Origin of the sequence: Microcoleus sp. F4-D5 (assembly GCF_036704885.1) — a bacterium.
In the GTDB taxonomy this organism is placed as follows: Bacteria; Cyanobacteriota; Cyanobacteriia; order Cyanobacteriales; family Microcoleaceae; genus Microcoleus.
Window position 1 is genome coordinate 1 of record NZ_JAUBSX010000024.1, and the last position, 25851, is coordinate 25851.

The 25851-nt window shown below is 47.3% G+C and carries 23 protein-coding genes; 10 read left to right on the forward strand and 13 right to left on the reverse strand.

The genetic code is table 11. The annotated features are described in order from the left end of the window. Positions 1–735 (forward strand): calcium-binding protein (locus tag QUA80_RS13505; RefSeq protein ID WP_333425217.1); only part of this gene is annotated, 735 nt, incomplete at its 5' end. A 121-nt stretch (positions 736–856) separates the two neighbouring features. Here the strand turns inward: QUA80_RS13505 and phnE are convergent. The 3 genes from phnE to QUA80_RS13520 all read right to left on the reverse strand — a co-directional run bounded on the left by phnE (position 857) and on the right by QUA80_RS13520 (position 3638). Then, positions 857–1651, reverse strand: a complete 795-nt coding sequence (gene phnE, locus QUA80_RS13510) for a phosphonate ABC transporter, permease protein PhnE (RefSeq protein WP_333425219.1) — start codon at positions 1649–1651, stop codon at positions 857–859. A 115-nt stretch (positions 1652–1766) separates the two neighbouring features. Beyond that, complete coding sequence (locus QUA80_RS13515) at positions 1767–2507, reverse strand: phosphonate ABC transporter ATP-binding protein (protein ID WP_333425221.1); 741 nt, start codon at positions 2505–2507, stop codon at positions 1767–1769. Positions 2508–2663: 156 nt separating this feature from the next. Next, on the reverse strand, positions 2664–3638 hold the full coding sequence (locus tag QUA80_RS13520; RefSeq protein ID WP_333425223.1) for a phosphate/phosphite/phosphonate ABC transporter substrate-binding protein: 975 nt from the start codon (positions 3636–3638) through the stop codon (positions 2664–2666). 225 nt (positions 3639–3863) lie between these two features. On the opposite strand from QUA80_RS13520, the gene QUA80_RS13525 reads away from it, so the two are divergent. The 3 genes from QUA80_RS13525 to QUA80_RS13535 all read left to right on the forward strand — a co-directional run bounded on the left by QUA80_RS13525 (position 3864) and on the right by QUA80_RS13535 (position 5805). Next, positions 3864–4850 carry a threo-3-hydroxy-L-aspartate ammonia-lyase gene (locus tag QUA80_RS13525; protein ID WP_333425225.1) on the forward strand — a complete coding sequence of 329 codons (987 nt, stop codon included), beginning with the start codon at positions 3864–3866 and terminating at the stop codon, positions 4848–4850. A 336-nt stretch (positions 4851–5186) separates the two neighbouring features. After that, positions 5187–5492, forward strand: coding sequence for a small RNA NsiR4-regulated ssr1528 family protein (locus QUA80_RS13530; RefSeq protein ID WP_333287426.1), 306 nt, complete (start codon positions 5187–5189; stop codon positions 5490–5492). A gap of 82 nt (positions 5493–5574) precedes the next feature. Beyond that, a complete protein-coding gene (locus tag QUA80_RS13535; protein WP_333425227.1) occupies positions 5575–5805 on the forward strand; it encodes a hypothetical protein in 231 nt (76 codons plus the stop codon). A gap of 235 nt (positions 5806–6040) precedes the next feature. Here QUA80_RS13535 and QUA80_RS13540 read toward each other — a convergent pair whose 3' ends face one another. Together QUA80_RS13540 and QUA80_RS13545 are read right to left on the reverse strand one after the other, a co-directional pair. After that, on the reverse strand, positions 6041–6958 hold the full coding sequence (locus tag QUA80_RS13540; protein WP_333425228.1) for an NAD(P)H-dependent glycerol-3-phosphate dehydrogenase: 918 nt from the start codon (positions 6956–6958) through the stop codon (positions 6041–6043). A 93-nt stretch (positions 6959–7051) separates the two neighbouring features. Continuing rightward, positions 7052–7492: an NUDIX hydrolase gene (locus QUA80_RS13545; RefSeq protein ID WP_333425230.1), complete on the reverse strand. Its 441-nt coding sequence runs from the start codon at positions 7490–7492 to the stop codon at positions 7052–7054. A gap of 237 nt (positions 7493–7729) precedes the next feature. Here QUA80_RS13545 and QUA80_RS13550 point away from each other — a divergent pair, with 237 nt between their 5' ends. Together QUA80_RS13550 and QUA80_RS13555 are read left to right on the forward strand one after the other, a co-directional pair. Next, complete coding sequence (locus QUA80_RS13550; protein WP_333425232.1) at positions 7730–8650, forward strand: alpha/beta hydrolase-fold protein; 921 nt, start codon at positions 7730–7732, stop codon at positions 8648–8650. An 11-nt stretch (positions 8651–8661) separates the two neighbouring features. Further along, positions 8662–10341: a phosphatidylglycerol lysyltransferase domain-containing protein gene (locus tag QUA80_RS13555; RefSeq protein WP_333425234.1), complete on the forward strand. Its 1680-nt coding sequence runs from the start codon at positions 8662–8664 to the stop codon at positions 10339–10341. A gap of 173 nt (positions 10342–10514) precedes the next feature. On the opposite strand, the gene QUA80_RS13560 is transcribed toward QUA80_RS13555, so the two are convergent. From QUA80_RS13560 to deoC, 4 genes are all read right to left on the reverse strand, one after another. After that, the gene (locus tag QUA80_RS13560) at positions 10515–11741 is read right to left on the reverse strand and encodes a glycosyltransferase family 4 protein (protein WP_333425236.1); all 1227 of its coding nucleotides are present in this window, start codon (positions 11739–11741) and stop codon (positions 10515–10517) included. A 26-nt stretch (positions 11742–11767) separates the two neighbouring features. Beyond that, entirely contained in the window at positions 11768–13339 is a 1572-nt protein-coding gene (locus tag QUA80_RS13565) for an MFS transporter (protein WP_333425238.1), read from the reverse strand. Between the two features lie 228 nt (positions 13340–13567). After that, positions 13568–14443 (reverse strand): DNA repair protein RecO, encoded by an 876-nt coding sequence (gene recO, locus QUA80_RS13570; protein ID WP_333425240.1) that lies wholly within the window; start codon positions 14441–14443, stop codon positions 13568–13570. 232 nt (positions 14444–14675) lie between these two features. Next, complete coding sequence (deoC, locus tag QUA80_RS13575; protein WP_333425242.1) at positions 14676–15377, reverse strand: deoxyribose-phosphate aldolase; 702 nt, start codon at positions 15375–15377, stop codon at positions 14676–14678. A 425-nt stretch (positions 15378–15802) separates the two neighbouring features. Between deoC and QUA80_RS13580 the strand changes: the two genes are divergently transcribed. Together QUA80_RS13580 and QUA80_RS13585 are read left to right on the forward strand one after the other, a co-directional pair. Next, positions 15803–16165 (forward strand): hypothetical protein, encoded by a 363-nt coding sequence (locus tag QUA80_RS13580; RefSeq protein ID WP_333425244.1) that lies wholly within the window; start codon positions 15803–15805, stop codon positions 16163–16165. A 351-nt stretch (positions 16166–16516) separates the two neighbouring features. After that, positions 16517–17539, forward strand: coding sequence for a tetratricopeptide repeat protein (locus QUA80_RS13585; RefSeq protein ID WP_333425246.1), 1023 nt, complete (start codon positions 16517–16519; stop codon positions 17537–17539). A gap of 91 nt (positions 17540–17630) precedes the next feature. Here the strand turns inward: QUA80_RS13585 and QUA80_RS13590 are convergent, their stop codons facing one another. The 3 genes from QUA80_RS13590 to QUA80_RS13600 form a co-directional block, all read right to left on the reverse strand. Further along, the gene (locus QUA80_RS13590; protein WP_333425248.1) at positions 17631–18377 is read right to left on the reverse strand and encodes a hypothetical protein; all 747 of its coding nucleotides are present in this window, start codon (positions 18375–18377) and stop codon (positions 17631–17633) included. A gap of 575 nt (positions 18378–18952) precedes the next feature. Beyond that, positions 18953–19675 carry a pyridoxine 5'-phosphate synthase gene (locus QUA80_RS13595; protein ID WP_015178362.1) on the reverse strand — a complete coding sequence of 241 codons (723 nt, stop codon included), beginning with the start codon at positions 19673–19675 and terminating at the stop codon, positions 18953–18955. A 62-nt stretch (positions 19676–19737) separates the two neighbouring features. Continuing rightward, a complete protein-coding gene (locus QUA80_RS13600) occupies positions 19738–20523 on the reverse strand; it encodes a nucleotidyltransferase domain-containing protein (RefSeq protein WP_333425251.1) in 786 nt (261 codons plus the stop codon). Positions 20524–20899: 376 nt separating this feature from the next. On the opposite strand from QUA80_RS13600, the gene QUA80_RS33790 reads away from it, so the two are divergent. Next, positions 20900–21049 carry a hypothetical protein gene (locus QUA80_RS33790; RefSeq protein ID WP_445302233.1) on the forward strand — a complete coding sequence of 50 codons (150 nt, stop codon included), beginning with the start codon at positions 20900–20902 and terminating at the stop codon, positions 21047–21049. On the opposite strand, the gene QUA80_RS13605 is transcribed toward QUA80_RS33790, so the two are convergent. Next, complete coding sequence (locus tag QUA80_RS13605) at positions 20981–24448, reverse strand: HEAT repeat domain-containing protein (protein ID WP_333425253.1); 3468 nt, start codon at positions 24446–24448, stop codon at positions 20981–20983. The two genes, QUA80_RS33790 and QUA80_RS13605, sit on opposite strands and share 69 nt — an antisense overlap. Before the next feature lie 428 nt (positions 24449–24876). Between QUA80_RS13605 and QUA80_RS13610 the strand changes: the two genes are divergently transcribed. Then, positions 24877–25737 (forward strand): Tab2/Atab2 family RNA-binding protein, encoded by an 861-nt coding sequence (locus QUA80_RS13610; protein ID WP_333425255.1) that lies wholly within the window; start codon positions 24877–24879, stop codon positions 25735–25737. Positions 25738–25851 lie beyond the last annotated feature (114 nt).

The window sequence follows — 25851 nt, forward strand, 5'->3', positions numbered from 1 at the left end:
GTATTCACAGGTACGATCGCATCTTCTGGGTCCGGTACTACTGCCAACACTGGTAGCGTTGCCGATTTAACTGCTGCGGGCAACACTTTCCCGATCGCATTTAACAATTTCGGTTCAGGTGCTGGCGGTTACAACTTCACCACGCCTGTGTTGTTTACCGGAGATGCTGCTGCTAACAGCGTCACTGGTACTCAGTTTGCTGACTTCATGAGCGGCGGTTCTGGTGCCGACATTTTCGACGGCGGTTTGGGTAACGACAGCATTTCCGGCGACGATGGTAATGACAGCCTCTTCGGCGGTGGCGGTAGCGATACTCTCAACGGCGGCATCGGGAATGACACTTTAATCGGCGGTTTGGGAACCAATGTTCTCAACGGCGGTGCTGGTTTGGACGTGTTTGTGTTCGGCGGAACTGCTGCTGGCGGCGGGGATTTAATTACCAATTACAGCATTGCTGATGATGTAATTAACCTCGACACAACTGGTTTTGCAGCGTTTACAACCGGATCTGGACCTTTGGGTTCGAGTTTCTACGCTTACAGCAGCACAGTTGGTGTAACTGCGCTCGAAACAACTTTAACCGGGCCGTCGATCATGGCTATCTACGACAGTTTGTCTGCATCTACTAAACTGTATTACGATAGCAACGGTTCTACTGTTGGCGGTAACAGTTTGTTTGCAACTGTCGATGTCAATTTGGGAGTTTCCGGTAATTCTGAATTGTTCTTGTTCTAAACGGCAAGAATCCTAATCTGGATATCGGCGGTATGCACAGGGACACAGCAATGCTGTGTCCCTACAATAAAAAATAAGGACACGGCATTGCTGTGTCCTTATTTTGTTTCTAAACCTGTCTTTATTTGGTTTCCAACCGCTGCCGCCATTTGCTGCTAATAACATCTATCACTGTGACTACAACTAACAGCACTAACATCATGGTTGTTGCCTTGTTGTATTCAAAAGCTTTGATATAATTGACCAATTCAAAGCCAATTCCACCTGCACCGACGACTCCCAACACCGAAGCCGCCCGGATGTTATACTCAAACATCCACAGCGTATAACCCAATGCTAGCGGCAATACTTGCGGGAAAATGCCGTATTGGGCAACTTGCAGCCAAGATGCACCTATGACTTTTAAAGATTCGACCGATCGCGCTTCTACTGATTCGATCGCCTCCTGATAAAATTTAGCTAGATAGCCGATCGTATAAATTGCCAGGGCTAAAGTACCTGCCGGCGCGCCCAAACCCGTCGCCGATACAAACAGCAATCCCAGCACAATTGAAGGAACAGAACGCACCGCATTTTGCACCAAATTTGCCAGCCATTGCAGCCACCTTGGTGCTATGTTGTGGGCGCTGCAAATAGCAACTGGCACGGAAATAACTGCCCCGATTGTCGTTCCCCAAAGCGACATTTGAATTGTCTCGATCAAAGCTTTAATTGCTACATCAATAATTTCGAGATTCGGCGGCCACAAGCGCGAGATAAAATCAGTCATGTAAGGCCAACTGCCGGCCAGGGTTGCTGCATCAATTTCTAGTCCCCGCAGGGCCCAACCGTAAATTACAATTAAGCCTGCTGCTATACCCAGATTTTTGATCCAGCCGTAGTTTTTTGAGAAATTATCTAATTTTTTTTCGGTCATTTGCGTGTATTTTGAGATTTATGTAGAGAGATGTTTTTTGTTTGGTGCAGGGGCTTTTTTTAATGAACCGCAGAGGGCGCAGAGGGCACAGAGGAAGAGTGGAGAAGAGAGGAGTTCACACTTCTACTTTGGGAGGTGTTAATTTGTTAAATTTGTCGGAGAGGTTGTGGCATTTGCCATCATAGACTATCTGACCGGCATCGAGGACGATCGCCCTTTCTGGATAAGTGCTGGCCATTCCTAAATCGTGCAATACTACAACTACTGTCATTCCTTGTTCTCGGTGCAGTTGAGCGAGGATTTCCATTACTTGCTGGGCTGCGATTACGTCTAATCCGGCAGTGGGTTCGTCAGCTAATAAAATTTGAGGAGATTGGATTAAAGCGCGGGCGATGGCAACTTTTTGCTGCTGTCCGCCGCTGAGCTGTCCGGTTTTTTGATAGGCTAGGTCTTTGAGTCCGAAATTTGCCAGCAATTCAAAAGCTCGATCGCGCTGTTTTTTCGGAAAACCCCACAGCGTCTCCCAAGTATTCAAACCTCCCAAGCAACCGCACAGCACGTTGTCGATCGCGGGTAGCTGTTTTACCAACCCGCCGCCTTGAAAAATCAAGCCGACATCGCGCCGAATTCGCCTCAGGGTGCGCGGAGTGATGAGTGTATCGTTAATCCGAATTTCTCCGGTTTTGACGGGAATTAACCCCACAAAAGAACGCAAAAGCGTGGATTTTCCCGCACCGTTCAAACCCAGCAGCGCCACAAATTCGCCTTGTTTAATTTTGCAATCAATTCCATTTAAAATCGGGCGATTTAGCGATGGTGAATAAGCTGTTTCTAATTGGTTGCATTCGATAGTCATGGCGAATATTTATTAACAAATTTGGTTGGTAATTAATTTAATGAACCAGATGGATGCAGGGAGATTTATATTGCGGTAGGGACACGGCAGTGCCGTGTCCCTACGAATTTTAGGTGCAATCTATACGTAACTGTAATTTGCAGAATTGCTATCAGATTACGGTTCGAGTTTGGCGCGCTGCAAAGCTTGGCGCAATGTTGCTAAATGGTTGGTGTGATCGACTTTCACCAAGCGCTGGGAATTGTACAAACTGCGGAACAATTGATTGTTTGCAGGTTCGTTCATTTTCATGAAAGCATTAACCAGCTTTTCCCGCATGGGTGCAGGAACGCGATCGTCAATCACAATTCCGTGGGCTGGAACTCCGGAAACTTTTTGCAGCACTCGCAACTGCTTGCCTTCTGCTGCTGTGATCCAAGGTGGTAGCAAGGCGTATTCCGATACGACTGCAACTTCTGCTTGACCTTTTAAAACTGCTTGCAAAGCGCTGCTGTAACCGTCGCCGTAGGTGACATTTCCGAAGAAACTTTCTAATCTATCCGGTCCTGAAACTAATCCTTGACCGACCAATTCTCCAACTGGGAAAATAAATCCCGAACCGGAAGTTCGAGATGTAAAAGCCATTTTTTTGCCTTTTAATTGTTCGAGAGTTTGCTTTGCCGAACCTTTCGGGCGTAGGGGACTGTCTTGGCGCACTACAAACACTGAATCGTAGGTATTTCCGCCGGAATAATCGCTGCGAACTTCGGCTAAATACATCCGCGCTTTGGCCAATTGTTCTGCTTTTAATGCTGCGCGACCTGCTACAAATGCCACATCTGCTCTGTCGGCCCTCAAAGCTTCTACAGCGGCAGTTTCGTCGCCGATGACTGCTTCTACGGGCATTCCGATTTCTTTGGAAAGTATTTGCGCTACTTGATTGGCTTTATTTTGCAAATCAGTAGCATCTCTGCGGTTGGCAAATACGATTCTAATGCGACTTATAGGAGCTTGTGCTCTCAAATCTCGATCGCCCTTCGGGGTTGTCTCGGCGATCTGCCGTTGTCCCAGTCCGATTGCATTCGCCGTCAAACCCGCTAGCAGCAGCAATCCCGCGCTAGCACCTGCTACCGCTTTTAACTTTAAATTCATTAATCGCTCTCCTATGGCAATACAAACGCAACTTTACTTTTTGATAGTAAGTTGCAATAAGTTTGATTTTAGTCTAAAGCTTTTTGAACAATTAAACGCCACAGCTAATGATAAGAATTTTTAATAGTAATATAATAAAAACTTATAATCTAACGGTAGGAGTGAAGCGGGCAATGCCCACCCTACAAATAGAGTCCTCGATCTTCCCCATCTATCTAAAAATCCATGAGTGCCAATTTTTGTGCCCAAAATCCCTTGCAAGTCTGTTTCGCCGATGTGGAGGCGGCGGCAAATCGCTTGCAGGGCAAAGCTTTCAAGACACCGGTGCTGACTTCGGAAACTTTCAACAAACAGACGAATTCTCAGGTATTTTTCAAGTGCGAGAACTTTCAGCGCACGGGTTCGTTTAAATTTCGGGGTGCTTGCAATGCTTTGATGCAGCTATCTGAAGCCGAAAAACAGCGGGGAGTGCTGACTTTTTCTTCGGGAAATCACGCGCAGGCGATCGCCCTGGCGGGAAAGTTGTTGGGAATTCCTGCTACTGTCGTGATGCCGGCAGATGCGCCAAAAGTCAAGCAAGAGGGGACTCGCGGCTACGGTGCGGAAATTATTTTCTACGATCGCACTCATGTTTCCCGCGAAGAGCTCACAGCCAAAATTGCCGAGGAACGACACTTGACAATAATTCCTCCTTATGATGACGCGCGGGTGATTGCGGGACAAGGTACGGCGGCGCTGGAATTAATCGCAGAAGTTGGGGAGTTGGATTTGCTGCTGGTTTGTTGCGGCGGCGGCGGTTTGCTGTCGGGATGCGCGATCGCGGCTAAAACATTATCGCCGAAATGTAAAGTAATAGGAGTAGAACCGGAACAAGCAGACGATGCGGCGCGATCGTTCCGCACGAAAACGCTGCAAACTGTTACTAACCCCGATACGATTGCTGACGGCGCGCGCACACCATCTTTGGGGAACTTAACCTTTCCTTTGGTGCTGCATTATGTGGACGATATGGCAACAGTTTCCGAAGAGGCAATTCGCAGCACAATGTTTTTTATGTGGGAACGCATGAAGATAGTTGTTGAACCGACGGGAGTATTAGCGGCGGCGGCTTTGTTGTCAGGTGTTGTGAAAGCTGAAAATGCGAGAGTTGGGGTAATTGTCAGCGGCGGAAATGTCGATTTGAAGGAAGCTGGTCAGTTGTTTTCGCTGTAGTTAAGTCCGCCACTTTGTTAGTTCGTCAGTCCGAAACTCCCCTAGGGTTTAAAACCCCCGGCGGACTTCCGGGCAAATGCTAAATATTCATGCAAAGGTCAAATATTCATGCAAACGCCAAATATTTGGGTAAACGCACAACATTAACAGTCCTCGACGCACTGCGACAAAGAAACTGGGTTTTTTACCGAATCTGGGGGCTGCAACGTGTCTTTTCGTAAAAAACCCGGTTTCTGGGCCCCGATGCGTAAGTCCTAATTAATATTGACAAATTTGACTAAAGTAAAGAGTTCTCTGATAAAATGCTTCCACCACAAACTTCCATCTAATAGCACAATGTCTTCAGAAACAAACTCAGCGGCTCAATCTACAACTGGTGCAGATGCGATCGATGTTGCGATCGCCTCTGGAATCGACTTTGACGGTACTCCAATTCCGCAAGCAAAATTAGACCTCTACAAGCAAGTGATGGGATTAGAAGCCGGCAGACAGCGCAGTGGCGTGTCAAATACAATGCGATCGCGCATTGTCCGAATCGGTGTCAAACATCTGCCTCAAAACGAGCTCGATCAAATGCTAGTTGCTGCTGACTTCGCACCGCTGAAAGATAAAGAAGTTGCGTTTTATTACGGGGGAAAGTAATAATTATCTACCCTTCTAGACAGATGAACAGTCATCTCTGGATCGGTCAAACTTGGAACAAATCCTAGCAGAAGGTCAGTTTATGAACACTAACGGTAGTACAGTCATCAGCAACCTCGAGTATGATTTGTTAACAGTTTTGCAAAACAAGTCGGAAGCTTTGAAAGCCTACGATACTTACATGAAAGATGCTCAGGAAATGGGATCTGAGCCTTGTGCTGAACTGTTTCAAAAATTGCAGCAAGCTGACATGGAACACGCGCAGGAAATTCGGCAGCACCTTCAAGAGGTAATGCAGAAAGGCAAGATGTAAAGCTGGTGCAACTCGCTGTGAAGTTATGAGTTAAATAGTTTGGGATTCACAACTCATCTTCAATTCCTTAAATTCTCGATCTACCGAGCGATTGAAACATCTGTCTAACCGCTAGAAAAATCCCGTTTAGAACTCTTAATTCATAACTAGCAACTTGTGAGATCGATCCTTGAAATTTGAGAGACGGGTAAGGACTTAGGCTTGGCTTAAGTCCTTATCTATCTAGCCGCACAGCTTATAAAATCTCCGGTTTCAAAGCGCGTTCCATCAGTGATAAAACGGCTTGTTCGGGAGTAATTTCACCATTTAATAAGCGATAAACTTGACTAGAAACTGGGACTTCTATTTCGCGTCGATTCGCTAGATCGATCAACACATTAGTAGTATTGACTCCCTCAGCAGTGCTCTGCAATTCGTGCAAAATTTGCTCTAGTGATTTGCCTTTAGCCAATCCGAAACCAACCCGATAATTGCGCGATAAAGGACTGTTGCAGGTAGCAAGCAAATCTCCCAAACCAGACAAACCGTAAAAAGTTTCTGCGCGAGCTCCCAAACGAACTCCCACCCGAATCATTTCCGGCAAAGCGCGAGTCAGCAAAGCAGATTTAGCATTAGTTCCTAATTGTAAACCGTCGCAAACACCGGCGGCGATCGCAAATACATTCTTCAAAGTTCCACCTAACTCAGTCCCCAGCGGGTCTTCATTCACATAAACCCGAAAAATATCGGAACTGTAAATATTTTGCACTTGTTTGGCAGCCGCTAAATCCGAACTCGCCGCTACCGTTGCAGCGGGCAATCCTTGCTGAATTTCTTCGGAAAGATTAGGCCCGGAAAGTACCACAATTGAATTGTTGGGAAACGCATTTTGCCAAATTTGAGACGGAGTGCGCGTGCTCGCGGGGTCTAAACCTTTGGTGACGGTAACTATAATTGTACTGGGGCTTAACTGTAACGCAAGCAGTCGATCGACCGTTGCTCCAACTCCTTTCATCGAAACTGCGGAAACAACAACATCCGCACCCGTTATTACAGACTCTAGATTAACAGAACTGCTGCGCGACCACAAATTAACCCGATCGCCTTTTTTGCCTCCCAGATTTGCCAGTGCCGAACCCCAAGCACCTCCGCCTAATATTGTCAAGATTCTCATTGGGAATAGGTAATTGGTAATTGCTAATTGGTAATTGCTAATTGAGCATTGGTTATTTAGTTGTTGTCACCAAAATATGACAACTGTCAACTGTCAAGTGTCAACTGTCAAACGCGGCCGCAATCCATAATGACGGTAACGCCAATAATCTTGTAAAATGCGATCGTGATCGAAACACAATCGATCCGGAATCTGCCAAGATTCAAAAAATTGTAAATTTTTAGCATCGTCGGCGGCTTGTGGTTCGCCAGTAGCGGCAGCCAAGAATACAATACTGATTGTATGTTGGCGGGCGTCGCGATTTGGGTCAGAATAAACGTAAAATTGTTCAATTAATTCTACATTCAAGCTCGTTTCTTCTAAAGCTTCGCGTTTGGCAGCCGTTTCTACTGATTCCCCGTAATCGACAAAGCCGCCGGGAATTGCCCAGCCGTAGGGAATATTGCAGCGTTCGATGAGTACGATCGGGCGGTGCGGGCGATCGGCCAATTCGATGATAATATCAACTGTAGGAGTAGGATTGTTGTATGTCACGAGTTTGTTTAAAATAAGCCTGACTTTAGCATACTAGGAATTGGGCATTGAGAATTGAGATTTGAGAATTAATGAGTTTATATGTAACATATAGCGGTTCGATCTCTCATATGAGGTACGTAGTTGGGCTTTAGCCCTCATAGTTTAAGTGGTTATATAATCTCTAAATCATACCTCATCTTTTTGAGAAAGGCTATATAATCAATCACAAATAACCGTCAACTGTCAACTAACATTATGCCTAAGTGGCTGGGAAAAGTTTTAGGTATCGGTGGCTGTACAATCCTCCTCCTCGGTGCGAGTGGATACTGGTACGTTTTTATTGCCGGAGCACCTCAGTTAGACCCTCCGAAAGTAGTGGCTGATGCTGACTTAAATTTTCAACTCAAAACATATAAAAGTGCGGCTATGAATTCAGACCGCACCTACGGCTTAATTTTGCCGCCCGGGTACGCAAAAAATCCCAAACAGCGCTATCCAGTGATTTTTTTGCTGCACGGCGGGCACGGAGACGCGCGCGCTTATCAGGACAAAGCTGCTGTTACTACTGTGCTTCACGATTTATATAAAAGCAAAAGATTGCCGCCGTCAATTGTAATTACTCCTGACGGGAACGACAAGCGGGGTACGAGTCCTTTGTGGGACCCGCAGTATTTTGACGGGCCGAACGGTAAGGTGGGAAGCGCGATCGGCTCCGAGTTAGTGTCCATCGTAAAATCGCGCTACAGAACGCTGGAAGACCCCAAATTCTGGGCAATGGGAGGACAATCTTCGGGGGGTTGGGGAGCTTTTAATATCGGTTTGCGCTACTTGAATAATTTTAATATTCTGTTCAGCCACAGCGGTTATTTTACCGATCGAAGCGGCAATGCTAACAGTCCTAAATATTTAGTGGAAAAACTTAGTGTTAAAGATAAACAGCAGTTGCGCGCTTATTTGGATGCTGGGGAAGCAGACGCAGACTTTCTGAATTCTACTCAGCAGTTTCACGAGCAATTAAACAGTTTGGGTATTGCTAACGAGTTTAACAAGTTTCCGGGAGGACACGGGATTGTCGGCCCCGATGTTGGTTGGAATTATTGGCACAAGCATTTAGCCGATTCTTTGAGTTATGTTGGAAAACAGTTTAAAATATCGCTGGCCGCACAGAAAAATTAGAAAGGTGAACTGTGTTATCCCAAAAAACTAGGATTGGACTCTGGACTGCATCATTTTTAACCGGATTGGTAGGAGTTATTAACTTGCTGTCTGCTGTAACTCCTAGTTTACCCGATCGCCGAAGTTGGCTAGAACCGTTTTTCCCTTTTCCCGTGCGTGCGGGCGGGCATTTTTTTGCAGCAGTTATAGGATTTATGCTGCTAACTCTGGCAACTAATTTGTTGCGGCGAAAGCGGATTGCTTGGTTGCTGACGGTGGGATTGTTAATCGTTTCTATTGTAATTCATTTAGTCAAGGGATTGGATGTTGAAGAAAGCTTGCTTTCTGGGGTGCTGCTGTTTCAGTTGTTGGTGATGCGAAAGACGTTCACGGCTAAATCCGATCGCCCTTCAATTGCTCGAGGAATCCGGGTTTTGCTGGGGGCTTTGCTGTTTACGCTGGCTTACGGGACGGCGGGTTTTTACATTCTGGATAGGGGTTTTCAAGTTAACGGACAAGCGGTTAATTTTGATTTAGACAGAGCTTTGTTCCAGACTTTTGCCATGTTTTTTACGGCGGACAATGCGGGGTTGGTTCCGAAAACTCAGTTTGCTAACTTTTTTGCCGATTCGATTTATGCTGTAGGTACGGTAACGCTTAGTTACGCACTTTTAATGCTGCTGCGGCCGGTGCTGCTGCGAGATTCGGCAAGTATTTCGGAACGGAATAAAGCTAAAGAAGTTGTAGCAAAATACGGGCGGACAACGCTAGCGAGACTGGCGTTGCTTCAGGATAAATCTTATTATTTTAGTCCTTCGGGAAAAAGTACGATCGCCTACGTCCCCAAAGGTAGAGGCGCGATCGCTTTGGGAGACCCCATCGGGCCTGCAGAAGACCGCAAAGAGGCAATTCTGGGGTTTCAAGAATTTTGCGATCGCAACGATTGGTATCCAGCATTTTATCAAACTTTGCCCGACGCTCTAGAAATGTATTCTAATCTCGGTTTTCGAGTCGTGCAAATTGGCGAAGAAGCTATTGTCAATCTCAAAAATTTTACTCTCAAAGGCAAGGCAAATCAAAACTTGAGAACTGCTATCAACAGACTGACAAAAGCCGGCTATCAAGTCGAATTTTACGAACCTCCTTTAAGTTCGGAATTGATGCGGCAAATGAAACTCGTCAGCGACGAGTGGCTGCAAATGGTTCAGGGTGCGGAAAAAAAGTTTTCGGTGGGTTGGTTTGACGAGGCGTATTTGCGGGAAAGTCGCGCCGCAGCCATCCACACTCCAGACGGTAGAATTAGTGCTTTTGCTAATATGATATCGGCGGGAGATGGGGTAGTTGGAGTTGATTTAATGCGGCGCCGAACTGAGGTGGAAAATGGCACGATGGAGTGTTTGTTTGCTTCGATGTTGCAGTATTGTCAAGAATTGGGATATGAAGAATTTGATTTGGGTTTGTCGGCTTTGGCGGGAGTCGGAGAAGCTGAGAAATCCGGGCGGTTGGAAAAGGTTTTAATTTATCTTTCGGATCACTTGAGCAAGTTTTATAATTTTAAGGGATTGCACAGTTTTAAAGATAAGTTTGGGCCGCAGTGGGAACCGCGTTATTTGGTTTATCCGAGTTTGGGAAGTTTGCCGGATGTTGTGGTTGCTTTGATTCGGGCAGATTCGGGCGATCGGCTTTGGGATTATTTGCGCCCGGGAAGTTAGATAATATAGCCGCTATCGTACCGGTGCGTCGCTGAAAGCATCTGCAAGTTTCATGGAACATCTCACGGCGACGCACCCTACACATTCGTAGTAAGGTGCGTCGCTGAAAGCATCTGCAAGTTTCATGGAACATCTCACGGCGACGCACCCTACAAAACGAGCCAGAAAATCTTTTATGCTAAACCCCGAACTGGTACGCGCTGCTTTTGCAGAACCTCTGCATAAAGCTTTTCCAACTCAGTAATATTCTGACTGAGAGTGTATCGCTCCATCGCCCGTTGGCGTGCTTTTTGACCCAGCAGCATTGCTAACTCAGGATGGTCGCAAAACAGCGGCAGCAAGGTTTGCAACTGACTCCGCACCCGCTGAGTGTTCAAAACTATCCCCGCACCTTCCTCCAATGCCTCGCCGTCAGCACCGGCATCCGTTGCCAAACAAGCTAAACCGCAGGCCATCGCTTCCAGCAGCGACAGCGACAGTCCCTCCACCAAAGAAGGCAAAATAAATACGTCTGCACCCCGCAGAATTTCGATCCGGCGTTCCTCCTCCGCAACAAATCCCAGCCACACAATGCCATCATCTTCGCCGTAAAACAGTTGCAGCGAGGCTGCTAGGGGCCCGTCGCCCACGATCGCCAACACGTTTCCAGGGCCAAAATTGCACTGTTTCCATGCCTTTAGCAAAGCCTCGACATTTTTCTCCTGGGCTATGCGGCCTTGGTAAACAAAAATTCGATCGGCTTTTAATTGCGACTTCAACCCCGAAGGCCCGGGCGAATACTTCACCGCGTCTACTCCGTTGGGAATCACGGCTACCCGTTCTTCCGGCACTCCCAAGCGCACCAAAATATCTCGCTGAATGTAAGAAAATACGATCGTCGAGTCGTAGTTCGCCAAAAACGGGGCGTACAGTTGATACATCAGGTGTTGGGTTCCCGATGTCAAATTCCGCAATTTGCGATCGAACGGCGGGTGAAAAGTCGCTACCAAAGGCAAATTCAATTCTTGACAAATTTCCGGCAGCAGAAAGTCTAGAGGCGAAAGCGTCAGGGAAGCGTGAACCACATCGGGTTTCAGCCGCCGCAGAGATTTCATCAGCACTGTGCGGGATTTGAGAGTCGGAATCGTATAAATTTGCGATTTGTAGTGACACGGTAAAGAGACTTCGTTGCAACTGGCAGACGAAAGCGAATTGGTATATGAGGTTTGAGCAATTCCCTTCCCCCATAAACCATTTGCCATGTTCCATCCCGTATTGTTCCTGTCCAGTGGGGCCGCTTCTTGGGCAAAGTGCAGGAAACTGACCTGGTATCCCCGGTCTAATAGTGCGTTGGTGACTTCCCTGGAGTAAGTGACGTTACCGCAAAAGGGTGATTTTTTTCCTAGCCAAGCGATGTGCATTCCAGTAAATCAGAGTTTGTTATTTTTTAGATTCGATCGACTTTGCTATTACTGCTACGGGAAATATACCAGGTTAAGACACCACCAGCGATCGCTAATCCTGCTAAAGCCAAAAATACTGTCGGCAAACCCAGAAATGTTTCTGCTACCCCGGCCAAACCCAACGGTAAACTCAAAGCGATATTAGTGGCATTGTTTTGCAGCCCGAAGACTTTTCCCCGCATTTCGTCTGGAGTTTCTGCTTGAATTGTAGTCTGCATCGGCACTCCCACCAATGAGGCAAATAAACCCAACAGGGTAATGAACAGCACCGAGAGCCACAAATGGTGTGTAAATGCAGAAAGGGCTATCAGAGCAAGTGCCATGCCAACAGATCCGATTAAACTCAGTTGGGAGTGAGAAAATTTGTGGCCCAGATAGCCGACTGTCGTCGCCCCACCAGCCATGCCGACGCCCACCGCCGCCAGCAAAAAGCCAAATTGCGATGCTTTCATACCCGGGAGCATTTCTGCCAGCCGCACCGCCAGAACTGCCAAGGCTGCAAAAATGGAAAATAGAATAATTAGTTGAATTAAAGCATTGCGGACTTTCGGTTGATCGTTGATGTAACGCAGGCCGTCTCGCAAATCTGCTAGGGGGTGCGGCGGTTCGTGTTCGACTTCGTTTTTTTCGCCTGTTTTCATCGACAGCAACAGCACTCCGGCGAAGGCGTAACTTCCGCCTACTACTAATTCTTTGCCGATGCCGAGTCCGCCGCCGAGGTTGGAAAATAGGGTGTCGGCTAAAGCTAGTAAGGGTTCCCCGACTGCAAAGCCGATAATCACCGAACCCATCATGGTTGTGGTGTAGAGGGAGTTTGCCGATAGCAGGTGGCGGCGTTCCACAATTAGGGGAATTACTGACTGTTCTGCTGGGGCGAAAAATTGAGTTAGAGTCGAGACTAGGAATGTCACTAGCAGCAGCAAGCAGAATCCGAGCGGCAGTTGACCGAGTTCCCAACCGTCAGAGAGCCACAGCAGCACGGGCAATGTTAAAACGAAGGCTCCCCGCAGCAGGTTTGTGGCGACCAGCACTGCTTTTTTCGACCACCTATCGACATACACGCCCGCGGCGGCCCCGAACAGCACTGCGGGAATGGTAAAGGCGATCATGATTGCTGATACCCACCTGCTGATGGTTTGATCTGGCGCTTGAAAGCGGCTGGCCACTAGGGCGATCGTCAGTACGAGATAAACTTTATCTGCTAGTTGAGAGAAAACTTGCCCGCTCCACAATGCTAAAAAATTTCGGTTTTTCAGAACTGGCAGAAATCCTGTTTCTTGTTCGGGAATTTCGGCTACTGCTTCGGAGAGTTCTGCTGCTAGGTCTGCTGTTGGCACCGGGGGGATTGCTTCGGGTTCTTGGCTTTTGCCGTTGCTTGACTCTGTTTCTGGACTTGTGGGATATTTATCCATTTCTGGGTCTTTGACGTTGCTCCATTGTCGATCGACCAAGATGGGATCGGAGCGAAAATCGGGAAAATTTTCTCGTTCTTCCATCTTGTGGTGGGTCACAGCTAACACAGATATTCTCAAATCAGAATCGGACAGTCGCATCATAGGATTTGGGGTGGATGGCCTGGGATGGTGCAGGTTGGGGGGATGGGAATTTAAAATTGAGGTGTTAACCCCTAAGTTTAATAATCTCGTAAATTTATCTATATCTATTATCTGATGTCGCAACAACCTTGAGAATTTACTTGAAATTGCCGGCAGGTTCGGGTATCCCGCAGGCTGGGGGTGCGATTTACTGTGGTTGGTTCACCTATTTAACTCAACACTCAAAATTTAAAACTCAAAATTCTCTAAGTAGGTGTCGATCGAGCTTCCCGAACGAATCGTGCAACCTAAATGATACTGGGCATATTGTCGCAAAATATTTTCTACTGATACCCAAGTTGTTCGATCGGCAATCCCCTCTCCTAGTTCTGGACTCGCCAACTCTTGCAGCGCTGCTAATTCCTTAGCATCGATCTGGAAATTTGTCAAGTGTTTGCTGCCATTGGTTTGCCGGGAACGGGAAGCGGATTTGTACAAGCTACCGATTTGTGAAGAGAGTTCTGCCTCTAGGTTAGCTAGCTCGGACAAGCTGAAGGTTCCTCCAGAGGGTATACTAAACCCGGTTTGCCAGTTCGGATCGGTGAAATTTGGGATGAGCAGGTGTCTGGTGGCGCAGCAGACTTGGACTTGGGGCGCGACGCCTGCTAAGGCTAGCAGGTGAAAAATGCCGTGGCAGAGGTGGGCGACAAGCACGGCGGCGGATTCGATTTCTGTGCGATCGGACAAACGATCCAAACGGCTCAAGTGTTCGCCCAGCAACCAAAAGAGTTCTTCTTGGGGCTCGTCGGAAAGCGCCGTGGCGATCGCCAATTCGGCCAGATATTGCGCCGCTGCGAGTTTTCCGAGGTTGCGGCTCAAACCCGGATGGGATTGTACCGTGTCGGCTTGGGTAATTTTGTCGAGCGATCGGCCTTTGGCAATTAGCAATTCGTTGACGACAAATAATTCGCTTCTGCCGCCAATGGTCGATCGCTGTTTGCGAACACCAGGTGCTACGGCTCGAATTAAGCCGAATTCCCGCGTCAAAACTGTCAGCACTCGATCGGATTCGCCCATGGGCGCACTCTTAAGATTGATTCCAGTTGCTTTGTAAGTTCGAGTCACTCGATTTTAGATTTTAGATTTTAGATTTTAGATTTACTGCAATTACTTCGGACAGTTTCATTGTCCTCGTTGGTCGATCGGCCTGGAACAGTCATTCTACACTTAGCAATCAAAAACTGTCCGAAGTATTGTTATTAGACAGTAGCAAAAACAGTCCTGGACGCAGAACTTTTAGTTATAGGGTGGGTAAGGGCGAACCAATTGCCAATTAGCCATTAGCAATTAGCCCTGGCTAATGACTGATGACTGATGACTGATGAGTTTTGTCTAAATTATCTCGCTGGCGGATTAATTCCGGGCCGCGGGAAGTCCCCAAACGAGTTGCACCCGCGACTATCAAATCTAAAGCTTGTTCGTGAGTGCGAATTCCGCCGGCCGCTTTAATCCCAATGCGTCCCTTCGTAACTTCCTTCAGCAGTCGCACATCGTCAACTTTCGCCGGGCCAAAAAAGCCAGTGTTGGTTTTGATGTAAGCCACACCAGCTTCCATGCAAATCTGGGCCGCTAATTGTTTTTCGGCATCGGAAAGGAGCGAACTTTCGATAATTGCTTTAATGGTGAGATTAGTTTCTTCGCAAATTTGGGCTAATTCCCGGTGGAATTCGTCGATTCTTCCAGCTTTCAACAATCCTAAGTTAACGGAGACATCTAACTCTACGGCTCCATTATCCGCAGCTTCTAGAGCTTCGTAAACTTTCACCGTTGAAGTCGAAGCACCGGTGGGAAAACCTATAACTGTACAGACTTTGGGACGTTTGCCGTGGAGCAGCTCAACTGCTTGTCTGACGTAGGCGGGATACACGCAAACTGTGACAAAGCCAAATCTCTCTGCTTGTTGGCAACAGTGTTCTACTTGCTCTGGCGTAGCGGTGGGGTCGATCAGGCCGTAGTCGATAAAGGGGGCAATATCGATGTCTGGCTGGTTTGCAGCCATTGTTTTTTTCTCCGAAGTAACTACTTTATTAAGTATGTATCGAATTTACCAATCTTCGGCCGAAAGCAGTCCGGGTACAACCCCCCGGATTCATCCGTGAGGTCGCTTTCTCCAATTCTTCAATCTAAAATCTAAAATCTAAAATCTAAAATCTAAAATCGATTGACTTGACTCAGGGCCTGAGCGAGCACAAGTATTTAGTTTGCTGCTCGTACAAAACTCTTATGAAATTTGCTTTATTTATTATACCAAAAAAAATATATTTTGATATCTGTCTTTAGATACATTTTGGATCTTTCTTTAGGTATACTTTGTTAAAAGGAGTTGCGGTAGAGCCTGCGTCAGCTACGCTAGGGCAGAGCCTGGTAGCGTCTACTGTTTTTACTCTTAGTAGTGCTTTAAAAACATCACAGCCAGTGCCAAGCATGAATCATTTAGAACTCGAACAAGAAATTGGAAAGATGGCTAGAGCGATGATGACTCGCAATAGCTTAATTGGTAAAGATTTAATTGCCGATCTCAGAGGGCGGCTGTCTGTTGAGAGTGTAGCTGCTTTGATGATTGTCAGTATTGAGCGTTTGATTTGGTCTGACTGCGAGTCGGTGATCTGGAGTTTGAGTTATTTGATTCCTGCTGACGTGATGGAAGAAATTCGCCGGATTACGGCGCTGGTTGTTTGCCAGCGGTTGATGGGCAAGGGTTTTGTGCTGGGGAAGGATTTTAGTATTGATGCTGCTGGCAGATTGCTGTTGAGCGAGAATGCTAAAACAGCGGTTGTGGTTGCTTGAATTGGGCAAGCAGAAGTAGGAGCTATAAGCGCTATGAGATTTGCAGTTGGACTTTGGGTGTTCGAGCACTCTTTGTGTAACTGCAAACCTAATTCGGGATGCGGTAATAGTTGCCTGATGCACGCAGATTTAAGATTCGCAGCAGCTCTCAAAAACGATGAGTGCGGTTAGCTGAAAGAGCATTTTACGAGAGGAAAATAGTTATTTTTGATTGCCAATTGTTGAGGTTGTTACTGGCAGCGTGTACGGAAGATCGCGCTGTATCAAAATTTTCAGATTTTTAGTGGAATTACCGTTTAAATCCCGGTATTGTTTCAGATAAAATCAGTCTTAAGATAGATGCGAAGTATTATGAACTTAATTCAAAACTTGGAAGCCGCTTGGTATTACCATCTGGGTTCGCGCCACCTCGAAGCTAACGATAATGATGCTGCTCTAGCCAACTTTAACAAAGCTGTGAAGTTGCAATCGGATCATTATAAGGCTTGGTTTGGGCGAGGTATGGCTTTGGGGAACTTAGAACGGCACTTAGAGGCCTTGAAAAGTTTTGATGAGGCCTTGGTAGTGGAGCCGAATGCGAGCTTTGGCTGGCACAACCGGGCTATTGCTTTAGGAAAGTTGGGGCGCCCTTTGGAGGCTCTAAACAGTTTTGACAGGGCTCTGGAGTTTAACCCCTGCGCGGCTAGTATTTGGCACAACCGGGGACTGACGCTGATTGATATGGGGCTTTACTATAAGGCGGTTCTGAGTTTCGATCGCTCTTTAAAATTATACCCGGAGGCTCCTTGGGCGTGGTACAACCGAGGTAATGCTCTGTTGGAACTCAAGCTTTACTATCAGGCGCTTAACAGTTTTGACAGGGCGATCGAGTTTAACCCTGACGATGCCAACGCTTGGTACAATCGCGGTCTAGCTGCCAACTCAATGGGACTTTACAAACAAGCAGTGGCTAGTTTTAGCCGATCGCTCGCTCTGAAACCGGGCAGAGCTGAAGCTGTGGGCGAACGGAGAGTTGCTTTGGGGAAATTAGTAGGTTTAAATCAGACAAATGGCAAGTTCACTCCCACATCAGAGTCTGCCTTTGAAGATTATTTAATTTGGTATAACCGGGGTGTGGAATTGGCGCGAAAAGGCTGCTACTCGGAGGCGATTGCTTGCTACGAAATTGCTTTAGAAATAAATCCTGATTTTGCTAATGCTTTTTACAATAAAGCTTGTTGTTATGCGCTACTGGGATTTGCTGATTTGGCCCTTGACAATTTACAGCGGGCTGTGGAGTTTATGCCTAATTTATACCGAGAGCTAGCTTTAGCTGACTCGGATTTAAGCTGCATTTGGCAACAAGAACGTTTTGAAGCGCTGATCCAAGGTTGATTTTACGCAAAAAAACAGCTCGCCGATCGGGCGAGCTTTTGTGCTTGGGCGGCGCAAATTCGATCGCCCGAAAGTATTTGTGCGATCTTTGCTATTGCACAGAAACTCTGATGGAGGGCCTGACCGGCCTCTTGGCAACTACGATCACCCGGTAAGTGCCGGATTCCGGTAGTTGAGCAAAAGTTTGACCTTCGCCTTGATCCAGGAGTTGTCCCGACGGAGATTCGATCGCCAGATCTAGATTTTTGTTGCTAGCTGTCACCCTGATTGTCTGTCCCTGCTTGCCTTGAACCGTGATGGGCTGGATTTGGTAGCCGGACATTTTGAGTTTGATTGTGGCTTGTTTTTCCTTGAATGCTATGGGAATTGGGCGATCTGGTCTATAAGTCCACTTGGCGTTAAAGTCGCGTCCGAGTACAAAGCTGCTGGTTTCACCTTTCGGGATAACTCGCACGCGGTAGATGCCGGACTCTGGCAACTGGCCAACCCACTGATTGTCTGCTTTTTCAATAACCCCCATATTTTCACCGTTGGGACTGTAAAGTTCGGCTTTCAGTTGTCCCGCCCATAGGGAGAGAGTGAGTTCTCGCCCTTTGATGCCTTCAAAAATATAGGTGGTGGGTTGGTTGATGGTTTCTCTAATTTCCGAGGTTGACATTCGCTCGATGGGTTCTAGCTTTGGAACTGGCGCAGATGTAGGGGGTTTGTTAACGGTTTCTGTAATTTCCGAGGCAGCCATCAGCTCGCTCGGTTCAAATTTTGGGGCTACTGGGCTGGCAAATACTGATTTTGCCGTCATCATCAGTAGCATTCCAGTCAGTAAAATTAGTTTTTTCATGTCGCACTTCCGAGGGGGGTAAGGAGTTGTATATGGTTACTTGTGTTTGCCTGTTTTCACCGGATGGAATTTGGCGATCGCACAGAGGCTACAGGAGGATATAGGATACACGTAAATATCCCGTACTTGCACAAAACCTGCTGGTAGCAAATTGGCAGTGCGGGAGCTAAGTAGTAGCCTCAGTCTGTCGGGACATTTTCATGATACTCCTTACGCATCATCTCATCACAGAATATTAGTAATTTTGTCGAGGCAAATTAAAGCTTTTTCCGAGGTTCTTGCTAAAGAAATCCGCACACCCAAAAAACCCGGTGTCTGGGATTCTAGCTCTGCCTTGCTACTATAAAACGGCTAGCGCCCCCTGGGGGTGACAGCCCGTAGTGTTATTTCATTTTTGACGATCGCCTAATTATGTAGGGCGCGGCCAACCGCACTTTACCATATTTGTAGCGCGCCCCAACATTCTTGTCCTAAGTTTTGATCCTGTATGTTGGTCTGGCCGATTTAGTCAGGATCTCTGATACAAACGAGTTTATCAATACCCAATCTGCCAGACCACACTAGGTTAATTTGTACTACGAACCTGCGAGGATTTTCAGGTAAGCTTGTACTGTGTTGAACAACCCCATTTCTAGCGCTTCTGCAATTAAAGCATGACCGATAGATACTTCGAGTATATCAGGAATAGAGCAAAATTTAGCTAAGTTTTGCAGATTTAAATCATGTCCGGCATTCACTCCCAAACCTGCTGATTGAGCGGCTTGAGCTGCTAAGACATATTGTTGAAAAACAGATTCTACTCTACCTTCGCGAAAAGCAGTTGCGTAGGGTTCCGTGTACAGTTCTACTCTGTCTGCTCCAACTTCTTTTGCTAGTGGCATGAGAGCAGCATCTGCGTCCATAAACAAGCTGACTCTAATGCCGTTGTCTTTTAATTTTTCAATGATTGGTAAGAGCCGATCGCGATTTTCGGGAATATTCCAACCGCTATCGGATGTTAGCACGTCGGGAGCGTCCGGCACCAAGGTACACTGAGCCGGTTTTACGTCGCAAACTATATCCATAAATGGCGGCTGAAACGGATTTCCTTCGATGTTGAACTCGACAGTTAGCATTTTGGCTAATTCGTAAACATCGGTAGCTTTGATGTGCCTTTCGTCGGGGCGGGGATGGACTGTAACGCCGTGAGCTCCGGCAGCAATTACTGTTTTTGCAGCTTCCGTAACGCTGGGGATGCCGATGTTTCGAGAGTTTCTGAGGAGGGCGATTCTGTTGATGTTGACGCTGAGTTTGGTCACGAGATGTTAATCTTTAAGGTTGATGCTACTATATTAATCGCTTTTGGTACAAAATCTTGAGCCTATGGCGGTAGTGTTAGGGTGTTATCAAAGTAAAAATTAGCTTCTGCAAGCGGTAAATTTTCAGCAAAAAAAGCCTCAGCAATTTGCTGTTTTTCTGCCAAATCTTCAAGGTTGGCAATGCAGAAAAGCGGTGCGACGCGATCGACTATTTCGGGCGGAAAGTCTCGGCTGAAATATTTGAGTTCAAAGTCGTATCTGTGCGGACGGTAAATCATGCCCAGCAGTTCGACTAAGGGTAGAAGCGTCCAGTTGTGATAGTTGCCTATCGCATCTACTAAATGTTCGCGATAAATCTCTTTTTTTACCAGAGGTTGCAGCAAATCGAAACGGACTTTAATTTCGTTAAATCTCGACTGCATTGTAGATAAATGTTTGCTTCGATCCAAAAGAGGGGGTACAATTAGATTAGCTTTGTCAAAGGCAATCGGCACTTTCCCGTGTCTCTCTATTTCCAAGAAATCGTTGCGGCTGCTGCGCCGGAAAACGGCGAAATCAATTAGCAAAAAAGGCGGGGTTTCTTTCAGCCGCCAGAAACACTGCGACTGACCGTGCCAAGCGGGTTCGGGAACTCGATATTTGAGTTCGATTTCGCCAATTTCTGCGAGGGTTTTTTCAACAATATCAAAGGTTTGTTGCACGCAGTTATCTTCAACCACAACGGCAATATCGAGGTCTGACCACTCGTCGGTGTATCCGTGTGCTGCTGAACCTCCTTGCCACAAAGCGAGAACAAAATCTAAAGGTTGTAAGGTTGAAACAATCTTTTCGAGAATGATTTGTCTCATGGAATCAAGCGATACTGTTTGTTTTGATTGGGAGCGCCAATTCTGTAAAAGTCGTTTAAAGAAAAGCGCAATTTAAGAATAATTTAGAAGTCATAATTCAGGAGTCATACTAAGGAAGAATAATTCCGGGTTTCTGAATTATTTATTGATAAAATCCGCAGAACAAGTGGCGAGCAGCAATAACTGCTATTTGTTGTGTCCCTCAAATAGGACTGATACATAGAATTTACTGTCTGTTTTCTAGTTTAGCAATTTTGCAGTGGTCATTTCGGATTTATTGATGATTGTTTAAGCTGTGGGTATCAATAACAGCTTGCATCTGGCTCCACGTAAAATCATTCCTGAAGAACTTGTTCCAGTTGCAGCGATCGGCAAAATGGTGCCCAATCGCAATCCCGACAACTGCTTTGCTGAAGCACAAGAGCGTGCAACTTTAACCCCAACAATGGTTTTGGGCTTAAATAATCTGTCGGCTGCGGATGCTTTCTATCGCTTTGCGAGCCGCATTACCTATGTTGCGGTTTAGATCGTTTAGTAAAGAAGTGAGCGCTGCGATCGCCCGTGCATCCCCAAACTTCTCCAAAGCCTTAACAGCATTCCTCCGCACGTTTTTATTCTGATCCTTGAGGACATCAAACAGTCGCAGTAAGGCAGGCTCGCCCAGCTTGACCAAAGACTCAACGGCAGCATCACCTCCGTAATAACTATCCTGGAAAGTTTCGATTAGTGGCTCTACGGCCCGTGCATCCCCAAGATTGCCCAAAGCCTTAGCAGCACTTTCGCTTATTCCCCAAGCTCGATCTTTAAGCAACGGAATGAGCGGCTCGACTGCACTGACATCGCCCAGATTACCTAAAGCCTCCACCGCGCAGAAACGTGCCCAGAAACTACTATCAGAGAGGGCATCCAGAAACGGTAAAAGCGATCGCCGATCGCCAAGTTTTCCCAAAGCTTGAGCCGCCGCCCTTCGCACCCCTTCATCCTCATCTTTAAGTGTTTCAATCAGGGGTTCCACCGCCCGTAAATCACCCAACTCCTCTAGAGCCTGTGCAACTGCTTTACGGGTAGTGTGCGAAGGCAGTTTCAGAGCTTCGATTAGTGGCTCTACTGCTCGCACGTCCCCAATTTTTGCCAAAGCGCTAGCCACCCGCCCAGCATCGTCAAACGCCCTCTCCTTAAGCAATTGGATCAGCGGTTCGACGGCACGGGTGTCGCCTAACTCACCCAAAGCATCAGTAACAGCATTGTAGACCTGGATATTTGAATCCCCAAGAGCATTGATAAAGGGCACAACTATCCGCTCATCGCCCATACGGCTTAAAGCCCTGGCAACCTCGGAACGCACGTAGCTCTCTTGCTCATTTTTAAGAGCGTCGATTAGTGGTTCGATCGCCCGCTTGTCACCAATCCGATCTAAAGACATCGCAGCAAACCGACGCACAGACACGTCAGAGTCATTTAGCAGTGCCGATATCAGCGGTTCTACTGCCCGCGCGTCGCCGATCTGACCCAAAATATAGGCTGTTTCCTGACGCACTTGGCAATCACGATCTTGAAGCAACTCGATTAGCAATTCAACGTTTTGGTTGCCCTTAAACTTGCCCAAAGCATAGACTGCTTGCTCGCGTACCTGGCTATTTTCATCTTTGAGCATATCGGTGAGCGGTTGAATAGCCCGATCGTCCCGCAGCCGACTTAAGGCTCTGATGGCAGCTTCGCGCACTTGCCAATTAGAATCTCTAAGCTGATGGATCAGAGGTTCAACCGCTTTTTTGTTGTCAATCCAGCGCAAAGACTCGATCGCACTCAAACGCACTTTGTCATCTCCGTCACCGAGCGCTTCAATCAGCGCTGGAACTGCGCGTTCATCACCAATGTTGCCCAAAGCCTCAGCCGCACTTTGTCTCACAAAACTATCTTCATTTTTAAGTGCATTAATCAATGGCAATTGCGACAGTTCGCCCAAGTTGCCCAGCGCTCCGGCAGCATCCTGGCGTAGAGGATGATTTGGCTGTCTGAGGATGTCTAACAGTAACTTAACGGCGCTGCTGCCAGTTAATTTATTCAAAGCCTCGACAACGGCCAGACGTGGCTCTTCAACCTTTAGCTCCGCAAACAGTGGGACGTAGCCGCCATTTTCCCTTGCATCGTTACCCATCGCAAAGCCGCACCTCAATTCATTTGAATAGTTAAGTGATTTTATTAGTGGATCGATAGCTCGTTTATCGCCCATTTTGCCCAAAAATCGGGCTATATTTGGGAGCAAATCTGCGCTCCAACCACTGTCCTCAAGCATCTGAATAAACAGTTCAACCAGACGCGGGTCGCTAAAATTGCTCAAGGCTCGAACTGCTTCTGAGCGGACATTCTCCTGAGAGTCTTTAAGCGCCTCAATTAGCGGCAGGGTGGCTCGCACATCACCTAATTGACCTAGAGCTAGGGCGGCTTCGGCACGCATCCAGTTGTACCCATCTCCGGCACCCACACGGTCGTCCTCATCTTTAAGCACTTGGATTAGGGGTTTTACCGCCCGCAGATCCCCCACAGCCGCTAAAATTGTGACGACTTTTTTGCGTACCCATACCGAAACCGAGGCATTCAGGAGGACTTCAATCAACGGTAATACCGCAAGCTCACCCAGCTTGACTAAAGCAGTAATTGTATGTTCTGGCACACGTTCATTGCCTTTCCAATCTTTTAATTTATTTATTAGTGGTTCAACCGCCGGCAAGCCGCCCAACTCACCCAAGGCAAGGGTTGCAGCTTTTTGCATCTCCCACTCCGAGTCATTGAGCGCGTTAATCAGCAAGTCAATAGCTCTCAAGTCCCCCAACTGACCCAAAGCTTTGGCAGCAGAACAGCGTACCGACATACACGGATCGCTCAGGGCGATGCTCAGGGGTTCAACTGCCCGCACATCACCTAGCTCACCTAAAGACTTAGCGGCATTACTACGCACGTTGCGATCGTTATCTTTAAGAGCATCGATCAGTGGCTCAACTGCCTGCCGATTACCTAGATAACCTAACGCAACAGTGACACTACAGCGCACATAACAGTTCGTATCCTTGAGGGCATTAATCAGAGACTCTACTGCCCGCGTGTTGTCGGTGTGCCCAACCTTACCCAAGGAAAACGCAGCTAGTCGGCGCACCTCAGCATCATTATCTTTGAGAGCTTCTATCAGCGGTTCACTCGCCCGCTTATCCCCAAGCTCACCCAAAGCTTGGGCAGCACTCCTACGAACATCAAAGTCAAAGTCCTTGAGTGCCTCGATCAGCGGCAGGGTGGCTCGTGCGTCGCCTAACTTGCCCAAGGTCTCTACGGCTTGAAACCGCACCCATTTATTCTCATCGGCGAGCGCGTTGAGCAACGGTGATAATGCCAGTTCACCAAGCTTAACTAAAGCCTCCGTAGCCGTCCGACGCAGCGCCCACTCATCGTCCCTAAATAGATTGATTAGTGGGTCGATAGCTCGATCGTCACCCATCTCACCCAAAATCCGGGCAGCCGTACCCCGTAACGCAGTACGCTCATCTTTGAGAGCTTGGATCAGGGGTTCAACCGCTTGCTTGTCACCCAGTTGACCTAAAGCGGAGGCGGCACACTGGCGCACTTCCCTCACTGAGTCGTTGAGAGCTTGGATCAGGGGTTCAACCGCTTGCTTGTCACCCAGTTGACCTAAAGCGGAGGCGGCACACTGGCGCACTTCCCTCACTGAGTCGTTGAGAGCTTGGATCAGGGGTTCAACCGCTTGCTTGTCAGCCAGTTGACCCAAAACAATGGCACTACTCTCGCGCACTTCCCAGGCTGGGTGTTTGAGGGTGTCAATCACAGATTCAATACCCAAAGTCCTAACAGCCCTTTGGCACATTTCCACATCTAAGTTTTCGACAGCATTAATCAGATATTCAACCGATATCATAGGTTTTTCCTGTTTACGTCATTGCCGATCGCCACTCTGGCACAAGAATTATCACAGCAGCCCAAAAATATCGATCTAGTAACTACTCCGGCTAAGATGCAGTATGAAGGACAGCTTTATGTAAGACTCCGAAATATTTTATACTTACTTTTTGGACAACAGTTATGCTCTGGGTATTTTAATTGTTGTGCATGATGAGATTTACTAAACTTAACTACTGCCAATATTTATCAAGCAGTTCTCTCAACTATATAGTAACCAACGAGTGCCAAGCATTGCCCAGACAATGTTGAGCAGCCACCGTTTGACCGACCCAGATTGAGGTTAAGGCGATCGCCCGCGATTGATAATCAGCCTTATATTGTCAGAATCAGAAACTTGCCCGCTGTCCGGTAACATGAGAAAGGATTAATTTTTAACAGCGCGGCATGGCTACTATTTGGGAACTCGACTTTTACAGCCGTCCAATCATAGACGAGCGAGAGAAAAAAAAATGGGAAGTGTTGATCTGCGAAAGCCCGCTGAATGTAGGCGACAAAGCCGAATCTCTGTTTCGCTACTCGCAATTTTGCTCCAGTTCAACCGTGAATTCCCTGTGGCTGGCTGGTGCAATTAAAGATGCGATCGCGGCAGCACCGAAACGCCCCGAAAAAATCCGCTTTTTCCGCCGCCAAATGGCGAACATGATTACTAAAGCCTGCGAGGAGTTGGACATTCCCGCAGCCTGCAGCCGCCGCACCCTCGCCCTCAGCCTGTGGCTGGAAGAACGGATGCAAGACGTTTATCCCGCCGAACCGGGCTATCAACCGGTTGTGAACCCGAGCGTTCAATTTGTACCCGAAACGCCAGTTGCGCTGCCGGATGCTTTAATCGGCGAAAAATGGTCGTTTGTGAGTTTGCCGATCGCAGCTTTTGACGAAATGTGCGAGTGGGATATCGGATTTGGGGAAGCTTTCGGGCTGCCGATGACAGGCCTGGGCCCGGAAACGCAAATTCCGGGACTGATTATCTACTCGTCGAGAGCAACAGCTTTGGCAGGTTGGATGTCGGGTTTGGAGTTGGCTTTTATCAAATTTGACAGCGGCCCGCCCGCTAGGCTGGTATTAGATACGGGAGCTAACGATCGCTGGATTTTAGCTAATCTCAGAGACGCAGCAACTGAGAGAGAAGCGAAAGGATTTGAAGCCGCGAAAAAGCAAGCAAAACAAGTACATTTTTTAGCAATTCAGTCGAATCCTAAATCGGAATCTTTTGCAGGATTTTGGCTGCTGCACGAACTAAATATTTAGTCATTAGTCATTAGTTAGCAGTCATCATTCAGCAGTTAACCTACAGTTATTTAGAAAGAGAGTTAACAGCTATATTGACTAATAACTAATGACTGATGACTGTAAAATCTTGTT

Excerpts from the sequence above, each read along its gene's own strand:
- phnE (WP_333425219.1), bottom strand. The coding sequence starts at position 1,651 with ATGACCGAAAAAAAATTAGATAATTTCTCAAAAAACTACGGCTGGATC.
- QUA80_RS13515 (WP_333425221.1), bottom strand. The coding sequence starts at position 2,507 with ATGACTATCGAATGCAACCAATTAGAAACAGCTTATTCACCATCGCTA.
- QUA80_RS13520 (WP_333425223.1), bottom strand. The coding sequence starts at position 3,638 with ATGAATTTAAAGTTAAAAGCGGTAGCAGGTGCTAGCGCGGGATTGCTG.
- QUA80_RS13525 (WP_333425225.1), top strand. The coding sequence starts at position 3,864 with ATGAGTGCCAATTTTTGTGCCCAAAATCCCTTGCAAGTCTGTTTCGCC.
- QUA80_RS13530 (WP_333287426.1), top strand. The coding sequence starts at position 5,187 with ATGTCTTCAGAAACAAACTCAGCGGCTCAATCTACAACTGGTGCAGAT.
- QUA80_RS13535 (WP_333425227.1), top strand. The coding sequence starts at position 5,575 with ATGAACACTAACGGTAGTACAGTCATCAGCAACCTCGAGTATGATTTG.
- QUA80_RS13540 (WP_333425228.1), bottom strand. The coding sequence starts at position 6,958 with ATGAGAATCTTGACAATATTAGGCGGAGGTGCTTGGGGTTCGGCACTG.
- QUA80_RS13550 (WP_333425232.1), top strand. The coding sequence starts at position 7,730 with ATGCCTAAGTGGCTGGGAAAAGTTTTAGGTATCGGTGGCTGTACAATC.
- QUA80_RS13560 (WP_333425236.1), bottom strand. The coding sequence starts at position 11,741 with ATGCACATCGCTTGGCTAGGAAAAAAATCACCCTTTTGCGGTAACGTC.
- QUA80_RS13565 (WP_333425238.1), bottom strand. The coding sequence starts at position 13,339 with ATGATGCGACTGTCCGATTCTGATTTGAGAATATCTGTGTTAGCTGTG.
- deoC (WP_333425242.1), bottom strand. The coding sequence starts at position 15,377 with ATGGCTGCAAACCAGCCAGACATCGATATTGCCCCCTTTATCGACTAC.
- QUA80_RS13580 (WP_333425244.1), top strand. The coding sequence starts at position 15,803 with ATGAATCATTTAGAACTCGAACAAGAAATTGGAAAGATGGCTAGAGCG.
- QUA80_RS13585 (WP_333425246.1), top strand. The coding sequence starts at position 16,517 with ATGAACTTAATTCAAAACTTGGAAGCCGCTTGGTATTACCATCTGGGT.
- QUA80_RS13590 (WP_333425248.1), bottom strand. The coding sequence starts at position 18,377 with ATGAAAAAACTAATTTTACTGACTGGAATGCTACTGATGATGACGGCA.
- QUA80_RS13600 (WP_333425251.1), bottom strand. The coding sequence starts at position 20,523 with ATGAGACAAATCATTCTCGAAAAGATTGTTTCAACCTTACAACCTTTA.
- QUA80_RS33790 (WP_445302233.1), top strand. The coding sequence starts at position 20,900 with ATGGTGCCCAATCGCAATCCCGACAACTGCTTTGCTGAAGCACAAGAG.
- QUA80_RS13605 (WP_333425253.1), bottom strand. The coding sequence starts at position 24,448 with ATGATATCGGTTGAATATCTGATTAATGCTGTCGAAAACTTAGATGTG.
- QUA80_RS13610 (WP_333425255.1), top strand. The coding sequence starts at position 24,877 with ATGGCTACTATTTGGGAACTCGACTTTTACAGCCGTCCAATCATAGAC.